We start from the raw sequence: 21,202 nt of genomic DNA, 5'->3' as shown, positions 1-21,202 counted from the left end.
CGCGCCGGCGGGCGGCTGGGGGACGGACATGCGGACGGTAAAGGGACTGTGTGGGGCGGCGGCCGGGCTGGGCGTCACGGCGGCGCTGACGGTGGCGGGCGCGCCCCAGGCGGTGGCGGGCGGGCCGACGAGCGTGCTGCTGGTGTCACCGGAGAGCACCCAGAGCGCCTCGCTGTACTACACCGACGGGGAGTACGGCGACCTGGAGAGCTGGCTGGAGCCCTCAACCTCCGGCGGAAAGCCGAGCGGGAAGCCGCGCGAGGACCCGCCTGGCCTCGGTGTGGGTGTCCAGAGCCGGCAGATCAATGTCACGTGGATGGTCCATGACGTGACGCCGTGGCGTGTCGACCGGGTCTATGCGCCGCTCTCCGACAAGGAGGGCGACAAGAAGGACGGTGGCAAGAAGGACATGGACGTGTGGGTGCACAGGTCGACGGAGACCGAGTCGCTGACCGGTGACTGGCACCGGGCGAAGGAGCCGGAGCGCCTGGTGTCCCTGTTCAAGGAGCTCGGCCTGATGGGCAAGGCGTCGGACCGGGGCACCTCCGGAATCGCGCCGGGCTCGGAGACGGCGCCGGAGCCCTCGGCCCCCGAGAAGAGCGGCGGCGAGCAGAAGGCCGCCGCGGGCGGTGGCGGGCCAGGCACGACCGGCTCGGAGTGGTGGTGGGCGATACCGGGCGCCGGGGCCGGTGCGGTCGCCGCGCTGCTGCTCCGGCGCCCGGTGGCCGAGCGCTGGGCGGCAGCGGCGGCGTGGCGACGGCGACCGCACGAGCCGGGGCCCCGGCAGGAGCTGCGGGACCTGTGAACTTGTCAACCTGTGAGGTGACGGGGTCGCTCAGGCGGTGGGCAGGCCAGGTGCCGGGTGGGCGGCCATCAGGTCGGCGACCTCGGACCTGATCTTCGTCAGGGCGTCCTCGTCCCCGGTGCGTGCCGCGGCGACACCACGGTCGATCCATCCGGCGACGGCTGTCATGTGCTCCGTGCCGAGCCCGCGGGAGGTCAGCGAGGGGGTGCCGATGCGGATGCCCGACGGGTCGAACGGCTTCCTGGGGTCGTACGGCACGGTGTTGTGGTTCACGACGATCCCGGCCCGGTCGAGGGCCTTCGCGGCGATCTTGCCCGGGACGTCCTTGGGGGTCAGGTCCATCAGGATCAGGTGGTTGTCGGTGCCGCCGGAGACCAGGTCGAAGCCGCGGGCGAGGAGGGCGTCGGCGAGGGCCTTGGCGTTGTCGACGATCGCGTGGGCGTAGTCGCGGAAGGAGGGCCGGGACGCCTCGTGGAGGGCGACCGCGATGGCCGCGGTGGTCTGGTTGTGGGGGCCGCCCTGCAGACCGGGGAAGACCGCCTTGTCGATGGCCTTGGCGTGCTCCTCGCGGGACATCAGCATCGCGCCGCGCGGGCCGCGCAGGGTCTTGTGGGTGGTCGTGGAGATCACGTCGGCGTGCGGCACCGGCGAGGGGTGGGCGCCGCCCGCGATCAGACCGGCGATGTGCGCGATGTCGGCCACCAGGACGGCGCCGGACTCGCGGGCGATCTCGGCGAAGGCGGCGAAGTCGATGGTGCGAGGGAGGGCGGTGCCACCGCAGAAGATCAGCTTGGGGCGCTCCTTGAGCGCGAGGTCGCGGACCTCGTCGAGGTCGACGCGGCCGTTCGTCTCGGGGTCGGTGGTCCGGCGCACGCCGTACTGCACGCCGCGGAACCACTTGCCGGTGGCGGAGACGCCCCAGCCGTGGGTGAGGTGGCCGCCCATCGGCAGGGCCATGCCCATCACGGTGTCGCCGGGCTCGGCGAAGGCGAGGTAGACGGCGAGGTTGGCCGGGGAGCCGGAGTAGGGCTGGACGTTGGCGTGCTCGACGCCGAAGACGGCCTTGGCGCGGGCGATGGCCAGGCGTTCGACGGGGTCGATGTTCTGCTGCCCCTCGTAGTAGCGGCGGCCGGGGTAGCCCTCGCTGTACTTGTTCTGGAGGACGGTGCCGGACGCTTCGAGGACCGCGGTGGACACGTAGTTCTCGCTGGGGATCAGCCGCAGGGTGTCGGCCTGGAGCTGTTCCTCGGCGCCGACGAGGGCGGCGAGTTCGGGGTCCTCGGCGGCGAGGGCGGGGTGGTGCTGGGCGGAAGCGGAAGGGCGAGAGGGAGAGGCAGGGGATGAGGAAGTGGAAGTCATGGCGTCCTCCGGGGCGAGCGGTCAGTGTCCGGTCGTGGTCCCGGGGTGCCCAGGCGGGCGGCACCTCGAAGGTTCTGCCTGGCACGGCTCCATCGGGGTCGGTTCCCCGTGCGCCAGTCACCGTGCTGTCAGGGCAAGCCTAGCGGGCGCGCCGATCCGGCAGGTTTCTTCGTCCGCGATGCGAGCGACGATAGGAATTGGGCGCCACACCCGCCCCACGCCGCAAGACGAACGGAGACCCCGTGTCGAGTACGCCATCTCCCCGCACGTCATCGTCGTCATCGCCGTCGCCTTCATCCGCTCCGTCGCCTTCGTCCGCGTCGTCGGCCGCCGGTTCCGGCGCCGGGTCGACCAGCGAGCGGCTCATCGCCTCGGCCGAGGCACACAGCGCGCACAACTACCATCCGCTGCCCATCGTGGTCGCCTCCGCCGCGGGCGCGTGGATGACCGATGTCGAGGGGCGCCGCTATCTCGACATGCTCGCCGGGTACTCCGCGCTCAACTTCGGGCACGGCAACCGCCGACTGATCGACGCCGCGAAGGCTCAGCTGGACCGGGTGACGCTGACGTCGCGGGCGTTTCACCACGACCGGTTCGCCGAGTTCTGTACGCGCCTGGCCGAGCTCTGCGGCAAGGAGATGGTGCTGCCCATGAACACGGGGGCGGAGGCTGTGGAGACGGCTGTGAAGACCGCCCGGAAGTGGGGATATCAGGTCAAGGGCGTGCCGGACGGGCGGGCGAAGATCGTTGTCGCGGCCGGCAACTTCCACGGCCGGACCACCACTGTCATCAGCTTCTCCACGGACGACGAGGCGCGGGCGGACTTCGGTCCGTACACACCGGGCTTCGAGATCGTGCCGTACGGCGACCTGGAGGCGCTGCGGGCCGCGGTCACCGACGACACGGTGGCCGTGCTGATCGAGCCGATCCAGGGCGAGGCCGGGGTGCTCGTGCCGCCGGCCGGCTATCTGCCGGGGGTGCGGGAGTTGACCCGGGAGCGCGGGGTCCTCTTCATCGCGGACGAGATCCAGTCGGGGCTCGGCAGAACGGGACGCACGTTCGCGTGCGAGCACGAGGGCGTGGTGCCGGACGTGTATCTGCTGGGCAAGGCGCTCGGAGGCGGCGTGGTGCCGGTGTCGGCCGTGGTGGCGGATGCCGATGTGCTCGGGGTGTTCAAGCCGGGTGAGCACGGTTCGACGTTCGGCGGCAACCCTCTCGCCTGCGCGGTGGGACTCGAGGTGGTCGAGATGCTGTCGACGGGTGAGTACCAGCAGCGCGCCACGGAGCTGGGTGAGCACCTGCACGCCGAGCTGGGGCTGCTGACCGGTGCGGGCAAGGTGACGGAGGTGCGGGGACGCGGCTTGTGGGCGGGCGTCGACATCGCCCCGTCGTACGGCACGGGACGGGAGATCTCCGAGAAGTTGATGGAGCGGGGGGTGCTGGTCAAGGACACGCACGGGTCGACGATCCGCATCGCTCCCCCGCTTGTGATCAGTAAGGAGGATCTGGACTGGGGGCTGGATCAGTTGCGGGCCGTGCTGAGCTAGCGGCCGGCCGGGAGGGGGTGAACCACCCCCGCGCCGGGGCGGGGGCTACCCCCACCTGGAGTGGGCGGTTGGCAGGATCGTCGCGGGTGTTCTCATCCGGAAGTGTGGGGTCCGGCGGGTGCCGCCGGATTCCCGACGCTTCCACAGGAGTTGGCTCGTGCGTGAGCAGGCATGGCAGAGGTTCCGTTTTTCCGGTCGACAGCAGGGCGGTCGGCGCAGAGCAGTGTCGACCGCGACCGCGGTGGCGATCAGCGTGGGTGTGGGCGCCATGACGGTGGGTGCTCTGGTGCCGTCTGCGGCGTCCGCGACACCCGCCTCGACCACAATCGCATCCACATCCGCATCCGCATCCGTCACGTCAAGGCCGGACGCCGTCCAGCGGGGCTTGGATGCGCTGGTGCGTGACGACGGCGTGCCCGGCGCGCTGGCGAGCGTCAAGGGGCGCGACGGACACAGCCGTGTCTACACGGCAGGGGTCGGTGATCTGGCCACCGGGGCAAAGGTGCCCCGGGACGGTCAGGTGCGGATCGGCAGCAATACGAAGGCGTTCACCGCGGTGGTCATGCTCCAGCTGGTCGGTGAGGGGAAGGTGCGTCTCGACGACTCGGTCGACACCTATCTGCCGGGGGTCGTGCGCGGGGAGGGGATCGACGGCAACCGCATCACCATCCGCCACCTGCTGCAGCAGACGAGCGGGCTGCCCAACTACACGAAGCACGATCTCCAGCCGCGTTACTACGAGCCTCGTGAGCTGCTCGACATCGCGCTGCAGTACAAGGCCGAGTTCGAGCCGGGGAAGGGATGGGCGTACAGCAACACAAACTACGTACTGGCCGGGCTGATCATCGAGGAAGTCACCAAGCGCACCGTGGCGGAGGAGATCGACCAGCGGATCATCAAGAGGATCGGGTTGCGTCACACCTATTTCCCCGCCCCTCATGACGCGACGATCCGCGAACCCCATCCCAAGGGATATCTGCAGGAAGGAGAGGGCGCGCCCCTGCGCGACATCACGGAGCTCGATCCGTCCTGGACCTGGGCGGCGGGTCAGATGATCTCCACCAACTCCGACCTCAACCGGTTCTACGGCGAGCTTCTGCGCGGCCGTCTCCTCCCCGAGAAGCAGCTCGACCAGATGCGCACCACCGTCCGCGCCGACTACTTCGGCCCTGGCGCCCGCTACGGCCTGGGACTCGTGAGCAAGCCGCTGTCGTGCGGCGGCGTCTACTGGGGGCACGGCGGCAGCTACCCGGGATACGAGACCCGGGGCGGAGTCACCGACAAGGGCCGCGCCGCGAACGTCGCGGTGACCATGCAGCCGAACGACAAGACGGTCATGACCCGGGTGGACGGTGTCGTGGACAAGGCTCTGTGCCGCTGAACCGCGCGCCGGAATGAGCCCTCCCCCGGGCGCTCGTCAGGGGTGGGCTCCCCGGTCGTATGCCGTTCTGAACGCGGTTTCGCCGAGGGCGGTGCGGGTGCGGTCGGTGGCGCGGGTGACGTCCGTGCGTTCCGCGGGAGGCAGGGGTGCTCCCTCTGACTCGCGGATGCGGGCGGCCGTGCCGAGGAGGCCCGCGGCGTGGGTGTGGTCGCCGGCGAGGGAGCGGGCGCCCGCGAGGCCTTCCAGGGCCAGGGCCACCGCGCGCTCGTCGCCCGTCGTACGGGCCATGGCCAGGCTCTCGCGGTGGAGGGTCTCCGCGCGCGTCGCGTCGCCGCGTTGTTCGGCGACGTAGCCGAGTTGGGCCAGGATCAGGGCCGTGCCGGAGTCGACGCCGAAGCGGCGGTTGAAGTCCAGCCACGGCAGGAGAAGTTTCTCGGCCTCGTCCAGGTCACCGCGGCGGCGGGCGCCGATGGCGAGACCCGTCTCGGCGAACTGCTGGGCGGGGCGGTGCGACTGCTGGGCGGCGAGGGCGGCGGCTCGTTCGTGGAAGGCGGTGGCGGCGGGGTCGTCACCGGTGAGGAGGGCGATGCGGCCGAGGCGGGAGAGGCGGAAGGAGAGATCGGTCCAGAGCTGGAGTTCCTCGGCGCGGCGCATCCCGTCGCGCTGGAGGCGGGCCGCTTCCTCGTAGTCGGCGGCGATCTCGGCGAGGACGCCGAGCTGTTCGGATGACTGCAACTGTCCCCAGCCGTCGCCCAGTTCGCGGAACAGTTCGGCGCTGCGTGTGGCGTCGCGGCGCAGGGCCGGGAGGTCGCCGCGGTAGAGGGCGCGGGTGGCCCGGGTGGACAGTGCGGCGGCCTCGCCCCAGCGGTCGCCCGCCGCCCGGAACTCCGCGAGGAGCGCGTCGACCCGCGCGGCCTCGCGAGGCGTGTGGTCGAACCCGCACCGCGCGAAGGCGAGCAGCCAGCGGGAACGGGCGTCGGCGGAGGTGGTCTCCGCGCGCTCACAGGCGTTGCGGTGCGCGCAGGCGGGCTCCCCGGCCAGCAGGGCGAAGGCGGCGTGGGCCGACGCGGCGGCGGTGCGGGCCGAGAGGAGGGGGCCGGCCTCGTCGTGCCCGGTCGCCGTGGGCGGCAGCGGGCTCGGGGAAAGGTTCGGGGGCAGAGTCAGGGGCAGGTTCAAGGCCTGGTCCAGGGAGCGCATGGCTTCGCGGAGGCGGCCTCGGAGGAACCAGTACCAGGTCAGGGCATTGACCAGCCGCAGGGCCGTCGGGGTGTCGGAGTCCGTGGTCGTCCAGTTCAGCGCGGCACGGAGGTTCACGGTCTCGTGGTCGAGCCGGCGCAGCCAGAGCCGCTGGTCGGGGCCGCGCAGGGCTGCGGCAGCGCGTTCGGCGAAGGCGGCGAAGTGGCGGGCGTGCCGACGGCGGACCTCGGCGGTCTCGGCCGCGTCGTCGAGGCGTTCGAGGCCGTACGCGGTGACGGATTCGAGCATGCGGTAGCGCAGCTCGGGGGCGTCGGTCGTCGTCGGCGCGAGGAGGGAGCGGTCCACGAGCCTGGTCACCAGGTCGAGAACGTCGTCCTCGGGTGGGGTCTGGGGTGAGGGTTGTGGTGGGGGCTGTGGTGACGGTTGTAGTGAGGGCTGTGGTGGGGCCTGCGGGGTGGTCTGTGCCAGTACTGCTTCTGCGTGCGCGAGGGTGAAACCGCCGTGGAACACGGCGAGTTGACGCAGCGCGCGCTGCTCGGGCGGCGTCAGGAGCTCCCAGCTCCAGTCGATCATCGCGCGCAGGGTGCGCTGGCGGGCGGGGGCGTCGCGGCGCACCTGGTTGAGGAGGCGGAAGCGGTCGTGCAGCCGGTCGGCGAGGGCGTGCACGCCGAGGGCGCGTACGCGGGTGGCGGCGAGTTCGACGGCGAGCGGGATGCCGTCGAGGCGGCGGCAGATGAGAGCGACGGACTCGCGGTTCGCGTCGTCCAGGGCGAAGCCCGGGGCGGTGGCCGCGGCGCGGGCGGCGAAGAGCCGCACCGCGTCCTCCTCGCCGAGCGGAGCGATGGCCTCCACGGTTTCACCGGTGAGGGCGAGGGGTTCCTGGCTGGTGGCGAGTACGTGCAGGTGGGGGGCTTGGCGCAGGAGTTCGGCGACCAGGTCCGCGACGGGGCCGAGGACGTGTTCGCAGTTGTCGAGGACGAGGAGAAGGCGACGTCCGGCGAGCGCCCGCGCGAGTCGTGCGACGGGGGTCCGGGCGGCCGAGGCCGGGGCCTCCTTCCCCTCCCCGGCCTCCTCCCCCGGGTCCGCCGGCTCCGTCGGTGCGTCGTCGCGGATGCCCAGGGCAGCGGCGACCGTTGGGGCGACCTCGCCCCTCGTCCCGGCGAGTTCGGCGAGCCAAATGCCTTCGGGGAAGGCGTCCGTCAGGCCTGACGCCGACTCCAGGGCAAGTCGCGTCTTTCCTACGCCGCCGGGTCCCGTGAGGGTGACCAGGCGTTCCGTGGCGATCAGCTCGCGTATGCGCGCGATCTCCCCATCGCGGCCGACGAGACCCGTCACCTGCGCGGGCAGATTCGTGAGCGGGCGGTTCACGGCGACGTCCGTGCTCACCTTGGGGCTTGTAGCCGCTGCCGCGCCTTGTGGGCCCCGCTCCCCTTCCTGCCGCAGCATCGACTCGTGCAGCTCGGCCAGTTCGGGGCTCGGGTCGATGCCGAGTTCTTCGGCGAGACGGAGTCGGAGGTCCCGGTAGGAGTCCAGGGCCTCGGCCACGCGGCCGGAGCGGTACAGGGCCCGCAGGTGGCTGGCCCGCAGGCGTTCGCGCAGGGGTTCGCGTGCCACCAAGGGGGCCAGGTCGTCCGCCAGCACGGCGTGTTCACCGTGCGCGAGGCGCAGCTCGGCCAGCGTCTCCTGCGCGGTCAGGCGCTGCTCCTCCAGGCGCGTGACGGCCGCGCGCGCGAAGTCGGCGTCGCGGAAGTCGGCGTACGCGGGGCCGCGCCACAGGGCCAGCGCGTCAGCCAGAAGGGATGCCTTCTTACGCGTATCAGCTTCCGTCGAGTCGGTCGTGTCGGTCGCGTACGCGCGCGAGATCAGCGTCTCGAAAGCGGTGGCGTCCACGTGCTCGGGCGGTATGCGCAGCGCGTATCCGGCGGGTCCGTGCACGACGAGCCCGCGGCCGCCGGGCTCGGCCGCCTCCAGCGTGCGGCGCAGCTGGGACACCTTCGTCTGGAGCGAGTTGACCGGTGAGGCCGGGGGTCGGTCGCCCCACAGGTCGTCGATCAGCGTGTCCACCGGGACCGGGCGTCCGACCCGCACGAGGAGGGCGGCGAGCAGCGCGCGGACCTTCGGCTCCGGGGCAGGCGCGGCCGCCCCGTCCTGCGTGCGCACCGTCAGCGGGCCCAGCACCTCGAATCGCATACGGCCACGTTAATCGCCGCCGGCGCACCGCTGACGGGAGACCGTGCGTGAACCGTCAGCGTTCCGTGCGCGGCTCCCGGCACGGTGGTTCCCGTGATCGCAACGCCGCGATCACCACTCACCACTCACCCCTCAGCACACAGAACACACAGAACACACAGAACACACAGAACACACAGGAGTCACCATGACCATCTCCCGCGAAATCCGTCTCGCCGCCCGCCCCGTCGGAGAACCCACCCCCGACCTCTTCGAGCTGGCCACCACCGAGGTGCCCGACCAGCCCGGCGAGGGGCAGATCGTCGTCCGTAACACCTGGATGTCGGTCGACCCGTACATGCGGGGCCGCATGGACGACGTACCGTCCTACATCCCGCCGTTCCGGCTCGGCGCCCCGCTGGAGGGCTCGGCGGTCGGCGAGGTCGTCGCGTCGAACGCCCCCGAGGTGCCCGTCGGCGCGACGGTCACGCACTTCCTGGGCTGGCGGGAGTACTCCGTGCTCGACGCCGCGGCCGCCACGGTCGTCGACACCACGCTCGCACCGGCCGACGCCTACCTCGGCCCGCTCGGCGCCACGGGACTCACCGCGTACGCCGCGCTGACCCGCACCGCCCCGGTGCGCGAGGGCGACGTCGTCTTCGTGTCCGCCGCGGCCGGGGCGGTCGGCAGTGTCGCGGGGCAGATCGCCCGCGAGCTCGGCGCCTCCCGGGTGATCGGCTCGGCCGGCGGCCCGGCGAAGACGAAGAAGCTCCTCGACACCTTCGGGTACGACGCCGCCGTCGACTACCGCCTGGGCGGCCTGCCCGAGCAGCTCGCCCAGGCCGCGCCCGACGGCGTGGACGTCTACCTCGACTCGGTCGGCGGCGACCACCTGGAGGCAGCGATCGGGGCGATCAGGCCGGGCGGCCGGATCGCGCTGGTCGGCGCCATCAGCACGTACAACGCGACCGAGCCGGCGCCGGGGCCGAACAACCTCTTCCAGGCCGCCAAGCAGGAGGCGACCCTGCGGGGCATGCTCGTCACCAGCCACCTCGACCTGTTCCCGGAGTGGATCGGCCGGGCGGCGCCGCTGCTCGCCGACGGCACCCTGCGCACCGAGCAGACCGTCGTCGACGGCATCGAGCGGGCGCCGGAGGCCTTCCTCGGCGTACTGCGCGGGGCGAACACCGGCAAGATGCTGGTGCGCATCGGCGCCGACACCATCACTCCCTGAGGGAGGATCACTTCACAGAATCACGTGCGGGATGAACCTCGCGTACTCGTCCGTGATCAGGCCCGAGGACTCCCTGATGCCGAGTCCCGCCGCCTCGTCCTCCACGACCCACGCGCCGAGCACCACCCGGTTGCCGTCGAAGTCGGGCAGGGGCGCCAGCTCCTGGTAGCAACAGCGCTCTTCGCGGAGTACGGGCGCGGGGCCCGGCTCGTGCACCGTCACCCCCGCACCCTCCCGCCCGAGCAGCGGCTTGGCGACGTAGCCGCCGGACACGGCCAGTTCGCGCGGGCCGTCCAGATAGGCGGGCAGCAGGTTCGGGTGGCCCGGGTACAGCTCCCACAACACCGCAAGCAGCGCCTTGTTGGAGAGAAGCATCTTCCAGGCCGGCTCGATCCACAGGGTCGAGCCCGTGCCGCCGCCGTTGTCGAGGGTCTCCAGGACGTGCGGCGCGAAGCGGTCCGTGGTCAGCCACTCCCACGGGTAGAGCTTGAAGCAGCTGCGCATGAAGCGGAGCTTCTTGTCGACGAAGCGGCGCGAGAGACGGTCCCAGCCGATGTCCTCCATGGAGATGGACTCGGCGGCGAGACCGGCCTGTTCGGCGGTCTCCCGCAGGTACGCGACCGTCATCAGGTCCTCGCCGAGCTCGTCCCCTGCGGAATGGGCGAAGTACAGCGGGCCGCCCGGCGGGAGGAGCGGGGCCTGCTTCTTCCAGGCGGCGACGAGCCGTTCGTGGAGGGAGTTCCACTGGTCGGCGCCCGGGAAGCGCTCCTCCATCCAGAACCACTGGGGGCTCGCGGCCTCGACCAGGGAGGTGGGGGTGTCGGCGTTGTACTCCAGCATCTTGGCCGGCCCCGTGCCGTCGTAGCGCAGGTCGAACCGGCCGTACAGGGAGGGGAGTTCGGTGCGGCGGTGCCAGGCCTCGGTGACGGCGGCCGCCACCCGCGGGTCGGTGATGCCGAGGTCGGCGAGCCGGTCGTGCTCGACGATGTGCGCGGCGGCGGCCAGGCACATCGCGTGCAGCTCCTCGACGACCTCCTCCAGCGCCTCGACCTCGGGGAGCGAGAAGACGTAGTACGCGCTCTCGTCCCAGTAGGGGCGCAGGGTGTCGTCGGGGTAGCGCGTCAGGGGGTAGATCAGACCCTGGTCCTCGACGGTCCGCTGCCAGTCGGGGCGAGGCTCTGTGGTGCGGCGTTCCATGGCGTACGTACCGGTCGCTCAGCCGCCGCTGCTGCCGCTGCCACCGCTGCCGCCGCCCGAGCAGCCGAAGCCGTCCCGGTCGACTGCCTCGCTGCGGCTGAAGGTGCCGTTGTCGGCGTAGCGTCCGTCGACGTCGGCGTCGTAGTACCAGGCCGGGTCGGTGCGGCCCGACGACTTACCGGTGCCCGTGCCCGTCCCCGTGCCGGTACCCGTGCCGTAGGAACCCTTGCGGGACTTCCCGGCGGAACCGGCAGCGCCCGACTTGCAGTTGCTGTCGCTGACGATGCGGTAGCCGTTGACGAGGTCGTAGCTGTCGCGGTCCACGCACCGGCGGTCCGGGTCGGAGCCGCAGGAGGTGAGCGCCGCGGCGAGGACGCCCATGCCGCCGAGCGCGACCGTGCTGGACCGCAGTCGCCGCGGTGGTTTCTGTGCCATGTGGTGTCGTCCCCCGTAGCCGTGCCGCGTACGAATGGTTCGTACAGGGAGCAGCGTAGGGAGGCTCCGGCACCCCGTGCCAACCGGCTCCACCGAATGTCCCTTGGGTCTCCTTTGACTCACCTTCCTCTACAGTCACTTCGTGTCTCTTGGGATGTTTTGCGCACTCGGCTCAGCGGTCTGCTTCGGCACGGCCTCGGTTCTCCAAGCGGTCGCCACCCGCGCCACCGCGCCCGGCACCGGCTCCGGCGTCGACCCGGCGCTGCTGCTGCGCGCCCTGCGCCAGTGGCGCTACGTCGCCGGGCTCGCCCTCGACGGACTCGGCTTCCTGTTGCAGGTCGTGGCGTTGCGCTCGGTCCCGATCTACGCCGTGGGAGCGGCGCTCGCCGCCAGTCTCGCCGTCACTGCCGTGGTCGCTTCCCGGCTGCTGCGGGTGCGGCTCAGCGGCGTCGAATGGGGTGCGGTGGGCGTCGTCTGCGCGGGGCTTGCGATGCTGGGCCTCGCGTCCGGCGACGAGGGCGACCGCACCGGCTCGACGGCCCTGCGGTACGTGATGCTCGGCATCGCCGTCGCCGTCCTGGTCGGCGGCGCGGTCGCCGGCCGGCTGCCGGGACGGGCGCGGGCGCTGGCGCTCGGTCTCGGCGCGGGGTGCGGTTTCGGGGTGGTCGAGGTGTCCGTACGCCTCGTCGACGACGTGGCGCCCCGGGCGCTTGTGGCCAACCCGGCGACGTACGCCCTGCTGGTGGGCGGCGGCGCGGCCTTCCTGCTGCTCACCTCGGCGCTGCAGCGCGGCTCGGTGACGACGGCCACGGCGGGCATGGTGATCGGCGAGACGATCGGTCCCGCCCTGGTGGGCGTGGTCTGGCTGGGTGACCGCACCCGGGACGGCCTGGGCTGGGCGGCCGTCCTGGGCTTCGCGGTGGCGGTCGCGGGGGCGCTGGCGCTCGCACGGTTCGGCGAGGCACCCGCCGAGGCCGTGGCGCCCGCCGAAGCCGTGGCGCCGGCCAGGACCCCGCTCCTCGAAGACCACCACGACTGACCGCACAGCTCACGGGCGGAGCCTCACGGCAGCACCCTGCACAACGCCTCCAACGCCCCCGACCACGCGTGCTCCGCAGGAGTCCCGTACCCCACCACCAGGGCATCCCGCCGCCCCGCCCCCGCCAGAGGGTGGCGGAAGCCGGCGAGGCCGTGGACCGCGAGGCGCTCCCAGTTGGCCGCCTGGACGATGGAGCGTTCGGTGCCCGGCGGCAGTTCGAGGACCGCGTGCAGGCCCGCCGCGATACCCGTGGCGCGGACCTCGGGAGCCCGCGCCGCCAGCGCCGCCACGAGCTGGTCGCGGCGGCGCCGGTAGCGCAGCCGGGCGCCGCGCACATGCCGGTCGTACGCCCCCGACGTGATGAACTCCGCGAGCGTCAGCTGGTCCAGGGCGCCGCAGGACGCGCCGGCGGCGTCCTTCTCGCCGAGGACCTCCTCGTGCAGCCCTGACGGCAGCACCATCCAGCCCAGGCGCAGGCCGGGGGCGAGGGACTTGCTGGCCGTGCCGAGGTACACGACACGTTCGGGGTCGAGGCCCTGGAGCGCGCCGACGGGCTGGCGGTCGTAGCGGAACTCCCCGTCGTAGTCGTCCTCCAGGATCACGCCGCCCGCACGCCGCGCCCAGTCGACGGCCGCCGCCCGCCGGTCGGGGTGCAGCGGCACGCCCATCGGGAACTGGTGCGCGGGGGTGAGCAGCACCGCCTTCGGCGAGGCGGGGCCCAGCGCCGAGACGTCCGTGCCGAGTTCGTCGAAGGCGAGCGGCGCCGTGCGCAGGCCCGCGCGGTGCAGCAGGTTCCAGTGGATGTCGAGGCCGTACGACTCCACGCTCACCTCCCGCAGCCCGCGCGCCCGCAGCACCCGGCCGAGGACCGCGAGCGCGTGCACGAACCCGGCGGTGACGACGATGCGGTCGGGGTCCGCGTGCACCCCGCGGGCCCGCGCGAGGTATCCGGCCAGTGCGGTGCGCAGTTCGACGCGGCCGCGCGGGTCCGCGTATCCGAGGGCGTCGTTGGGCGCCGCGGCCAGCGCGCGCCGGGCCGCCTTGAGCCACTCCGCGCGTGGGAAGGACGCGAGGTCCGGCGAGCCCGGGGTGAGGTTGTACGTGGGCGTGCCGCCCTTCCTGCGGGGCGGCGCGGACCGCACCGGCGGCGCGACCACCCGCTCGGCGACGCGCGTGCCCGAACCCTGGCGGGCGGTGAGCCAGCCCTCGGCGACCAGATCGGCGTACGCGTCGGCCACGGTGTTCCGTGCGATGCCGAGGTCGACGGCGAGCGAGCGGGACGACGGCAGGCGGGTGCCGGGTGCCAGACGGCCGCCGCGCACGGCCTCCCGCAGCGCGTCCGTGAGGCCCTTGCGGACGCCGTGGCGGGACGCGTCGCCGCCGGTCTCCAGATGGAGGTCGACCCCCAGAGTGGCCCACGTTTCTTCCATGGAAATGGACCATACCTGTGGGCTACTCCGGCCATACCGTCGAACCATGACTACGGAAGCCAAGGAATACGTCCACGAGCACACCCCCCGCCTCGCCTGGGCCCAGCACGCCCCCGAGGTCTTCAAGGCCATGATCAAGCTCGACGCGGCCGCCCGTAAGGGCCTCGACCCGGTGATCTTCGAGCTCGTCAAGATCCGCGCCTCGCAGCTCAACCGCTGCGCGCTCTGCCTCGACATGCACACCAAGGACGCCCTCGCGGCGGGCGAGAGCGTCGAGCGGATCGTCCAGCTCAGCGCCTGGGAGGAGTCGCGGCACTTCTACACGGCCAAGGAGGTCGCCGCGATCGAGCTGACCGAGGCGATCACCGTCCTCACCGACGGGTTCGTGCCGGACTCGGTGTACGACAACGCGGCCGCGCACTTCGACGAGGCGGAGCTGACCCAGCTCATCGCCGCCATCACCGTCATCAACGCGTGGAACCGCTTCGGTGTCAGCACGCGCCAGGTGCCGGGCCACTACAAGGCGGCGAACGGCGCGTGAGCACACGCACCACCCACCTGGACCCGCGGGTCGCGGGCGCCATGAGCGCGCTGAGCGCCGCCGCCAAGAAGGGGCTCGGCGACCCGGTCCTCGCTGAGCTCGTGATGATGCGGGCCTCGCAGATCAACGCCTGCGCCTTCTGCCTCGACATGCACGTGGACGTCGCCCTGGAACACGGCGAGACCCCGAAGCGCATCGCGCTCCTGAACGCCTGGGAGGAAGCGGGTGACCTCTTCAGCGAGCGCGAACGCGCGGCCCTCGCGCTCACCGAGGCCGTCACCGTCCTCGCCGAGGGCTTCGTGCCCGACGCGGCGTACGCGAAGGCCGCCGAGCACTTCACCGAAGGTGAACTCGCCCACCTCATCGGCGTGATCACCGTCATCAACAGCTGGAACCGGCTGATGGTCAGCCGCCGCATCGCACCCGGAGGCCCCGCGTGGTGAACCCCGTCGACACGCTGCGCGCCCTGCACCACGGCCGGGCGCAGGACGACCCGCTGGTTTTGCCCGGGCCGTGGGACGCCGCGAGCGCCCGGGTGTTCGAGGAGGCGGGGTACGAGGCGCTCGCCACGCCCAGCGCAGGGATCGCGCTCTCCCTAGGGTACGAGGACGGGCAGGTGCCGCCCCGGGAGATGTTCGCGGCGATCGCGCGGATCGTGCGGTCCGTCTCCGTGCCCGTGACCGCCGACGTCGAGACGGGCTACGGCCTCGCCCCGAAGGAACTGGTGGACCGGCTCCTGGAGACCGGGGCCGTCGGCTGCAACCTGGAGGACTCCTTCGGCGGCAAGGGCGGGACGGGCACGCTGCGGGACCCCGCCGAGCAGGCCGCCTTCCTCGCGGAGGTGCGGGAGGCGGCGGGCGACCGGCTCTTCGTCAACGCCCGCGTGGATACGTTCGTACGGGGCGTCGACGACCCGGCGGCCGCGATCGAACGGGCCCGCCTGTACGTGGCGGCCGGCGCCGACTGCGTGTATCCGATCCTGGCGCCGGCCGAGGCGATCCCCGCGCTGCGGGCCGGGATCGAGGGGCCGGTCAACGTGCTGGCCATGCCCGACGGACCCTCCCCGCGGGAGCTCGGCGCGCTGGGCGCCACACGGATCACGTTCGGCCCCGGACTGTTGCGGAAGACCATGTCGGCCCTGCGAGGGATCGCCGAACAACTGAGGTAGACGCGGAAGTGCCGGGCGCCCCCTCGCGAGGCACCCGGCACCACTCCACGGGAGGGGCTACTTCGGCAGCCAGCCCTTCCACTTCGACTCGTTCTTGTCGATCCACGCCTTCGCCGCGTCCTCCGGCGACATCTTCTTGTCGGCGATCATCAGGGAGACCTCGTTCTGGTCCTCCTCCGACCACTTGAAGTTCTTCAGGAACTCCGCGGCCTTGCCGCCGTTCTTGGCGAAGTCCGCGTTGAAGTACTTCTGCAGGGGCGTGTGCGGGTAGGCGCACTTGATCTTCGCCGGGTCGGCGTCGCAGCCCTCCTTGTACTCGGGCAGCTTCACCTCCGTCATCGGCACCTTCTCGAACAGCCACTGCGGCTTGTACCAGTAGGTGAGGAACGGCTTCTTCTGCTTGGCGAACTGCTCGATCTGGGTGATCTGCGCCGCCTCGGAACCCGCGAAGACGACCTGGTAGTCCAGGTCCAGGTTCTCCACCAGCGCCTTGTCGTTCGTCACGTACGACGGGGAGCCGTCCATGAGCTGGCCCTTGCTGCCGCTCTCGGACGTGCGGAACTGGTCGGCGTACTTGTTGAGGTTCTTCCAGTCGGTGACGTCCGGGTGCTTCTTCGCGAAGTACGTCGGGACGTACCAGCCGATGTGCCCCGTCACGCCGACGTCGCCGCCGGGGACGATCGTCTTCTTGTCCTTGACGTACCGCTGCTCCTGGTCCGGGTGGCCCCAGTCCTCCATGATCGCGTCGACGCGGCCCTGGCTGAGGGCGTCCCAGGCGGGCACCTCGTCGATCTGGACCTTGTCGACGCGGTAGCCGAGCTCGTTCTTGAGCAGGTACTCGGCGACGGCGACGTCCGCCTGCGCGCCGACCCAGGACTGGACCGAGAGGGTCACCGTCTTGGCTCCCGCGGCGTTCGCGTACGGCGACGCCTGCTTGCTCATGTCGGCGGCGCCGCAGCCGGAGAGCGCGAGGAGCGCGCCGGCGGCCGTGACGGCACTCATGACACGCGTACGAACCCGCATGTGACGAACTCGCATGTCAGGCTCCCTTCTTCGCGCGGCGGGGCCGGCGTTCCGTGGGCTGCGTGACCCGGTCGAGCATCAGGCCGAGGCAGACGATCGCAGCACCGGCCACCAGGCCCGTCGCCAGGTCGCCCTGCGCGATGCCGAACACCACGTCGTAGCCGAGCGCGCCACCGCCGACCAGACCGCCGATGACGACGACGGCGAGGACGAGGACGACACCCTGGTTCAGGGCGAGCATGAGGGCCGGGCGGGCCAGCGGCAGCTGGACCTTGCGCAGCTGCTGCCAGCTCGTGGCGCCGAGCGAGCGCGAGGACTCCATCGCGGCGGCGTCGACCTGGCCGATGCCCTGCGTGGTGATGCGGACGACGGCGGGCAGCGCGTAGACGACCGCAGCGGCGACCGCGGGGGCGCGGCCGATGCGGAAGAGGGCGACGACCGGGATGAGGTAGACGAACTGCGGCATCGTCTGGAACACGTCGAGCACCGGGCGGAGCAGGCGTTCGAACCGCTTGCTGCGGGACGCCGCGATGCCGATCGCGAAGCCGAGGACCAGGGTCACGGCGACACCGGCGAGGACCTGCGCGAGCGTGTCGAGGGACTTGTCCCACACGCCGAGCACACCGATCGCGGCCATCGCGGCGACGGCGGTGAGCGCCGTCTGCCAGGTGCCGATCAGCCAGGCGAGCGCGGCGACGACGAGCAGCACCGACCACCAGGGCAGACCCTGGAGGCCGTCCCTGACCGGGTTGAGGATCCAGGTGGTGAAGTGCGACGCCCAGTCGGCGGTGCCGCCGACGACGGGCACGCCGGTGTAGATGTGGTCGACCATCCACTCCTTGGCGGTGTTGACCGAAGGGGCGATGTTGACGACCCAGTCGGTCGGCCAGTCCACCCGGTCCGCGAAGCGGGCGGCGAGCGCGGCGACGACCGTCAGGGCGCCCGCGACGGACCAGCCGCGCCAGCCGCGCAGCGGCGAGGTGTCCTCGGCGTGCGCGCCCGTGCTCTCCCCGGCCGCGCCTGTCACGCGGTCGAGGACCACGGCGAGCAGCACGATGGGGATGCCGGCGGCGAGCGCCTGGCCGACGTCGACGGTGGAGAGCGCCTGGTAGACGCGGTCGCCGAGACCGCCGGCGCCGATCACCGAGGCGATGACGGCCATGGAGAGCGCCATCATGATCGTCTGGTTGAGGCCGAGCAGGAGCTCCTTGAGGGCGAGCGGCAGGCGCGCGGAGAACAGGCGCTGCCGGCCGGTCGCGCCGAGCGAGGTCACCGCCTCCATCACGCCGCCGTCGGCGCCGCGCAGGCCGAGCGCGGTGAGCCGGGCCATGGGCGGGGCGGCGTAGACGACGGTCGCGATGATGGCCGCGGGGACGCCCATGCCGAAGACGAGGGCGAACGGCAGCAGGTAGGCGTAGGCGGGCAGCACCTGCATGGTGTCGAGGACCGGCCGCAGGATCCGGAAGATCCGGTCGTTCAGGCCGCCCGCGAGGCCGAGCAGCAGGCCGATGACGACCGAGACGAGGACCGCCACGATCATCAGGGCGAGGGTCTGCATGGTCGGCACCCACATGCCGAGCAGCCCGCACACGGCGAACGAGGCCGACGCCAGGACGGCGAGCCTGACGCCCGCCACGCGCCAGGCGACGAGCCCGGCGCCGATGGTCACGCCCGCCCATCCTGCGGCGAGCAGCACGAGGTAGACGCCGCGCACGGAGAGCACGATGGCGTTGGAGACGTGCCCGAGGAAGTAGGTGAACAGCGGGTGGCTGTCGCGGTTGTCGATGATCCAGTCGGTCGTCTTGCCGAGCGGCTCGGTCAGATCGACCGTGAGCGCGTCGGGCCAGGCGCCGGAGGCCCACTTGGCGTTGACGATCGGCACGAGTACGGCCGCGGCGACGGCGAGCAGCAGGAGCTTGCCGACGGCACGGTGTCGCAGGAGCGCGCCGATTCCGGTGTCGCGGACGGGGCCCGAGGCGGTGGCGGTGGCCATCAGGCGATCGCCTCGCCCCGGCCGGGGACAGGGGACGCCGTCGCGGTGCCCGCGACCACGGCGAGCAGCCCGGCGTGGTCCACCACGCCGAGGCAGCGCTTGCCGTCCATCACGCGCACCGGGGAGCCGGTGCGGGCGACGGCCTCGATGGCCTCGGAGACCTTGGCGTCGGGGGCGAGCGCCGCACCGGCGCTCTCCTCGTCGCCCTCGGCGGGGCGCATGGCGCTGCGCACGCTCATCACGTCGGCACGCACCACGTCGCGCACGAAGTCGCGTACGTAGTCGTCGGCCGGGGAGCCGACGATCTCCTCGGGCGTGCCGAGCTGCACGACGCGGCCGTCGCGCATCAGGGCGATGCGGTCGCCGAGCTTGAGGGCCTCGCTGAGGTCGTGGGTGATGAAGACCATGGTGCGGCCCTCTTCGCGGTGCAGGCGGACGACTTCTTCCTGCATGTCGCGGCGGATCAGCGGGTCGAGGGCGCTGAACGGCTCGTCGAAGAGGAGGACTTCGGGGTCCACGGCGAGGGCGCGGGCCAGGCCCACGCGCTGCTGCTGGCCGCCGGAGAGCTGGCCGGGCTTGCGCTGTTCGAGTCCTTCCAGGCCGACCTTCTTGACGACTTCGAGGGCCTTGGCGCGGCGTTCGGCCTTGCCGACGCCCTGGATCTCCAGGCCGTACGCGACGTTGTCGAGGACCGAGCGGTGCGGCAGCAGACCGAAGTGCTGGAAGACCATGGCGGCGCGGTGGCGGCGCAGTTCGCGCAGGCGGGCCTTGTCCATGGCGAGGACGTCCTCGCCGTCGATGGCGAGGGCGCCGGAGGTGGGCTCGATGAGCCGGGTCAGGCAGCGTACGAGGGTGGACTTGCCGGAGCCCGACAGGCCCATGACGACAAAGACCTCACCCTTGTTGACCTCGAAGGACACGTCGCGCACGGCGGCGGTGCAACCGGTCCGCTCGCGCAGTTCGGCGGGGCTGAGGCCGTGCACCTCCTCGTTGCCGGGTATGCGCTCGGCGCCGGGTCCGAAGACCTTCCAGAGGTTCTTGACGGCGAAGACGGGTCCGTCCGCTGCTGTCTCTTCCTGGTCCGCGATCGTCGCGGTGGCCTCGCTCATCGGCCGTCACCACCAAGGATCTCGGCACATTTCTCCCCGACCATGAGCACTCCGATCATCGGGTTCACGGCGGGCATCGTCGGGAAGACGGATGCGTCCGCGATACGGATTCCTGCCAGGCCCCGGATTCTCAGCTCCGGGTCGACCACGGCGAGTTCATCAGTGGAAGCACCCATTCGGCAGGTGCCCGCCGGGTGGTAGACGGTGTGCGCGGCCTTGCGGACGAGTTCGCTGATCTCGGCGTCGTCGGTGACGTCGGGGCCGGGGAAGACCTCGCGCTTGAGCCACTTCTTGAACGGCTCGGCCTGCGCGACCTTGCGGGCCAGCTTGATGCCGTCGACGAGGGTCTGCCCGTCGTAGTCGCCCTCGTCCTCGAAGTACTTGAAGTCGAGGGCGGGCTTGACCTCCGGGTCGGCCGACGTGAGGTAGAGGCGGCCGCGGGCGCGGGACTTGGGGATGTTCGGGGTCATCGACACACCGTGCTCGGGGCGCTCGTAGCCGAGGCGCTCCGGGTTGTCGGTGAACGGGATCTGGTAGAAGTGGAACATCAGGTCCGGGCCCTTGTGGTCCGGGTCCCGCTTCACGAACAGACCGGCGTCCGAGTCCATCGCGGAGTTGCCGGGGATCGGCCCGTTGGTCTCCCAGACGATGACCGACTCGGGGTGGTCGATGAGGTTCTCGCCGACGCCCGGCAGGTCGTGGACGACCGGGATGCCGAGGGCTTCGAGGTCCTTCTTCGGGCCGATGCCGGAGTGCATGAGCAGGCGCGGCGTGTCGATGGCGCCGGCGCAGACGAGCACCTCGCGGCGGGCGGTGAGCAGCGACTCCTCGCCGTCCTTCATCCGCACGTGGACGCCGCGGGCGGTCTTGCCGTCCAGCTCCAGCTTGGTCGCCCAGGTCTCCAGGAAGAGGTGGAGGTTCGGGCGGTCACCGGCCTCCATGTGGGGGTGCAGGTAGGCGACCGACGCGGAGGAGCGCTTGTTGTTCTCCGGGTGGTACGAGAGGTCGAAGAAACCGACGCCCTCGTCGAAGGGCTTGTCGTTGAAGCCGACGATCTCCGGGACGCCGAGCGCGGTCTTCGTCGCCTCGACCCAGTCGGTGGCGATCTGGTTCTGGTCCTTCTTGGCGACGCGCACGATGTTGTTGCGCAGCTTGCCGAAGTAGGGGTCCATGGCCTTGGCGTTCCAGCCGGCCGCGCCCGCCTCCTCCCACTCGTCCCAGTCGGACGGCAGCGGCTTGAAGGAGATCAGGGTGTTGTGCGACGAGCAGCCGCCGAGCACCTTGGCGCGGCTGTGCAGGATGTGCGAGTTGCCGCGCGGCTGCTCGGTGGTCGTGTACTCGTAGTCCAGCTCGCCGCCGAGCAGACCGAGCCACTTGCGCAGCGTGAGGACGTCCTCACGGTCGATGTCGCTGGGGCCGCCCTCGATGACGGCGACGGTGACGTCCGGGTTCTCGGTGAGGCGGGAAGCGATCACCGATCCCGCGGTGCCGCCACCGACGATGACGTAGTCGAACTCGGTCTGGGACATGCGGTTACTCCAACGTTCTGCGCGTAATGAGGGGTCGTACGTGCCG

General features: G+C 71.7%; 17 protein-coding genes and 1 riboswitch. Of the genes, 8 read left to right on the top strand and 9 right to left on the bottom strand.

The window, feature by feature from the left end; all coding sequences use genetic code 11:
* The first annotated feature begins 28 nt into the window (after window positions 1-28).
* The gene (locus ACH4D5_RS09805; protein WP_398300395.1) at window positions 29-805 is read left to right on the top strand and encodes a hypothetical protein; all 777 of its coding nucleotides are present in this window, start codon (window positions 29-31) and stop codon (window positions 803-805) included.
* A gap of 30 nt (window positions 806-835) precedes the next feature.
* Here the strand turns inward: ACH4D5_RS09805 and glyA are convergent, their stop codons facing one another.
* A complete protein-coding gene (gene glyA, locus ACH4D5_RS09800) occupies window positions 836-2,164 on the bottom strand; it encodes a serine hydroxymethyltransferase (protein WP_398300393.1) in 1,329 nt (442 codons plus the stop codon).
* A 40-nt stretch (window positions 2,165-2,204) separates the two neighbouring features.
* Window positions 2,205-2,295, bottom strand: a riboswitch (ZMP/ZTP riboswitch).
* 234 nt (window positions 2,296-2,529) lie between these two features.
* Between glyA and rocD the strand changes: the two genes are divergently transcribed.
* Entirely contained in the window at window positions 2,530-3,711 is a 1,182-nt protein-coding gene (rocD, locus tag ACH4D5_RS09795) for an ornithine--oxo-acid transaminase (protein WP_398301397.1), read from the top strand.
* 157 nt (window positions 3,712-3,868) lie between these two features.
* Window positions 3,869-5,092, top strand: a complete 1,224-nt coding sequence (locus ACH4D5_RS09790) for a serine hydrolase domain-containing protein (RefSeq protein ID WP_398300391.1) — start codon at window positions 3,869-3,871, stop codon at window positions 5,090-5,092.
* A gap of 36 nt (window positions 5,093-5,128) precedes the next feature.
* Here the strand turns inward: ACH4D5_RS09790 and ACH4D5_RS09785 are convergent, their stop codons facing one another.
* The gene (locus ACH4D5_RS09785) at window positions 5,129-8,479 is read right to left on the bottom strand and encodes an AfsR/SARP family transcriptional regulator (RefSeq protein WP_398300389.1); all 3,351 of its coding nucleotides are present in this window, start codon (window positions 8,477-8,479) and stop codon (window positions 5,129-5,131) included.
* Window positions 8,480-8,666: 187 nt separating this feature from the next.
* Between ACH4D5_RS09785 and ACH4D5_RS09780 the strand changes: the two genes are divergently transcribed.
* Window positions 8,667-9,692 (top strand): NADP-dependent oxidoreductase, encoded by a 1,026-nt coding sequence (locus tag ACH4D5_RS09780; protein WP_398300387.1) that lies wholly within the window; start codon window positions 8,667-8,669, stop codon window positions 9,690-9,692.
* Between the two features lie 12 nt (window positions 9,693-9,704).
* Here ACH4D5_RS09780 and ACH4D5_RS09775 read toward each other — a convergent pair whose 3' ends face one another.
* Both ACH4D5_RS09775 and ACH4D5_RS09770 read right to left on the bottom strand, forming a co-directional pair.
* On the bottom strand, window positions 9,705-10,889 hold the full coding sequence (locus ACH4D5_RS09775; RefSeq protein WP_398300385.1) for a glutathionylspermidine synthase family protein: 1,185 nt from the start codon (window positions 10,887-10,889) through the stop codon (window positions 9,705-9,707).
* 18 nt (window positions 10,890-10,907) lie between these two features.
* Complete coding sequence (locus ACH4D5_RS09770) at window positions 10,908-11,324, bottom strand: hypothetical protein (RefSeq protein ID WP_398300383.1); 417 nt, start codon at window positions 11,322-11,324, stop codon at window positions 10,908-10,910.
* A gap of 154 nt (window positions 11,325-11,478) precedes the next feature.
* On the opposite strand from ACH4D5_RS09770, the gene ACH4D5_RS09765 reads away from it, so the two are divergent.
* The gene (locus ACH4D5_RS09765; RefSeq protein ID WP_398301395.1) at window positions 11,479-12,363 is read left to right on the top strand and encodes a hypothetical protein; all 885 of its coding nucleotides are present in this window, start codon (window positions 11,479-11,481) and stop codon (window positions 12,361-12,363) included.
* Window positions 12,364-12,386: 23 nt separating this feature from the next.
* Here ACH4D5_RS09765 and ACH4D5_RS09760 read toward each other — a convergent pair whose 3' ends face one another.
* On the bottom strand, window positions 12,387-13,793 hold the full coding sequence (locus ACH4D5_RS09760; RefSeq protein WP_398300381.1) for a PLP-dependent aminotransferase family protein: 1,407 nt from the start codon (window positions 13,791-13,793) through the stop codon (window positions 12,387-12,389).
* A 46-nt stretch (window positions 13,794-13,839) separates the two neighbouring features.
* Here ACH4D5_RS09760 and ACH4D5_RS09755 point away from each other — a divergent pair, with 46 nt between their 5' ends.
* The 3 genes from ACH4D5_RS09755 to ACH4D5_RS09745 are packed head-to-tail and all read left to right on the top strand — an operon-like array spanning window position 13,840 to window position 15,502.
* Entirely contained in the window at window positions 13,840-14,334 is a 495-nt protein-coding gene (locus ACH4D5_RS09755) for a carboxymuconolactone decarboxylase family protein (RefSeq protein WP_398300379.1), read from the top strand.
* Complete coding sequence (locus tag ACH4D5_RS09750; protein ID WP_398300377.1) at window positions 14,331-14,777, top strand: carboxymuconolactone decarboxylase family protein; 447 nt, start codon at window positions 14,331-14,333, stop codon at window positions 14,775-14,777. Before ACH4D5_RS09755 ends, ACH4D5_RS09750 begins: the two co-directional genes overlap by 4 nt.
* The gene (locus tag ACH4D5_RS09745; RefSeq protein WP_398301393.1) at window positions 14,774-15,502 is read left to right on the top strand and encodes an isocitrate lyase/phosphoenolpyruvate mutase family protein; all 729 of its coding nucleotides are present in this window, start codon (window positions 14,774-14,776) and stop codon (window positions 15,500-15,502) included. Before ACH4D5_RS09750 ends, ACH4D5_RS09745 begins: the two co-directional genes overlap by 4 nt.
* A gap of 57 nt (window positions 15,503-15,559) precedes the next feature.
* On the opposite strand, the gene ACH4D5_RS09740 is transcribed toward ACH4D5_RS09745, so the two are convergent.
* The 4 genes from ACH4D5_RS09740 to ACH4D5_RS09725 are packed head-to-tail and all read right to left on the bottom strand — an operon-like array spanning window position 15,560 to window position 21,156.
* Complete coding sequence (locus tag ACH4D5_RS09740) at window positions 15,560-16,540, bottom strand: glycine betaine ABC transporter substrate-binding protein (protein ID WP_398300375.1); 981 nt, start codon at window positions 16,538-16,540, stop codon at window positions 15,560-15,562.
* Window position 16,541: 1 nt separating this feature from the next.
* Complete coding sequence (locus ACH4D5_RS09735) at window positions 16,542-18,518, bottom strand: ABC transporter permease (RefSeq protein ID WP_398300373.1); 1,977 nt, start codon at window positions 18,516-18,518, stop codon at window positions 16,542-16,544.
* A complete protein-coding gene (locus ACH4D5_RS09730; RefSeq protein ID WP_398300371.1) occupies window positions 18,518-19,627 on the bottom strand; it encodes a glycine betaine/L-proline ABC transporter ATP-binding protein in 1,110 nt (369 codons plus the stop codon). Before ACH4D5_RS09730 ends, ACH4D5_RS09735 begins: the two co-directional genes overlap by 1 nt.
* Entirely contained in the window at window positions 19,624-21,156 is a 1,533-nt protein-coding gene (locus tag ACH4D5_RS09725) for a GMC family oxidoreductase (protein WP_398300369.1), read from the bottom strand. The genes ACH4D5_RS09730 and ACH4D5_RS09725 overlap by 4 nt, the downstream gene beginning before the upstream one ends.
* Window positions 21,157-21,202 lie beyond the last annotated feature (46 nt).

Source organism: Streptomyces sp. NPDC018029 (assembly GCF_044327655.1).
Taxonomy (GTDB): Bacteria; Actinomycetota; Actinomycetes; order Streptomycetales; family Streptomycetaceae; genus Streptomyces.
This window is presented reverse-complemented; position numbering and strand designations above follow the sequence as displayed.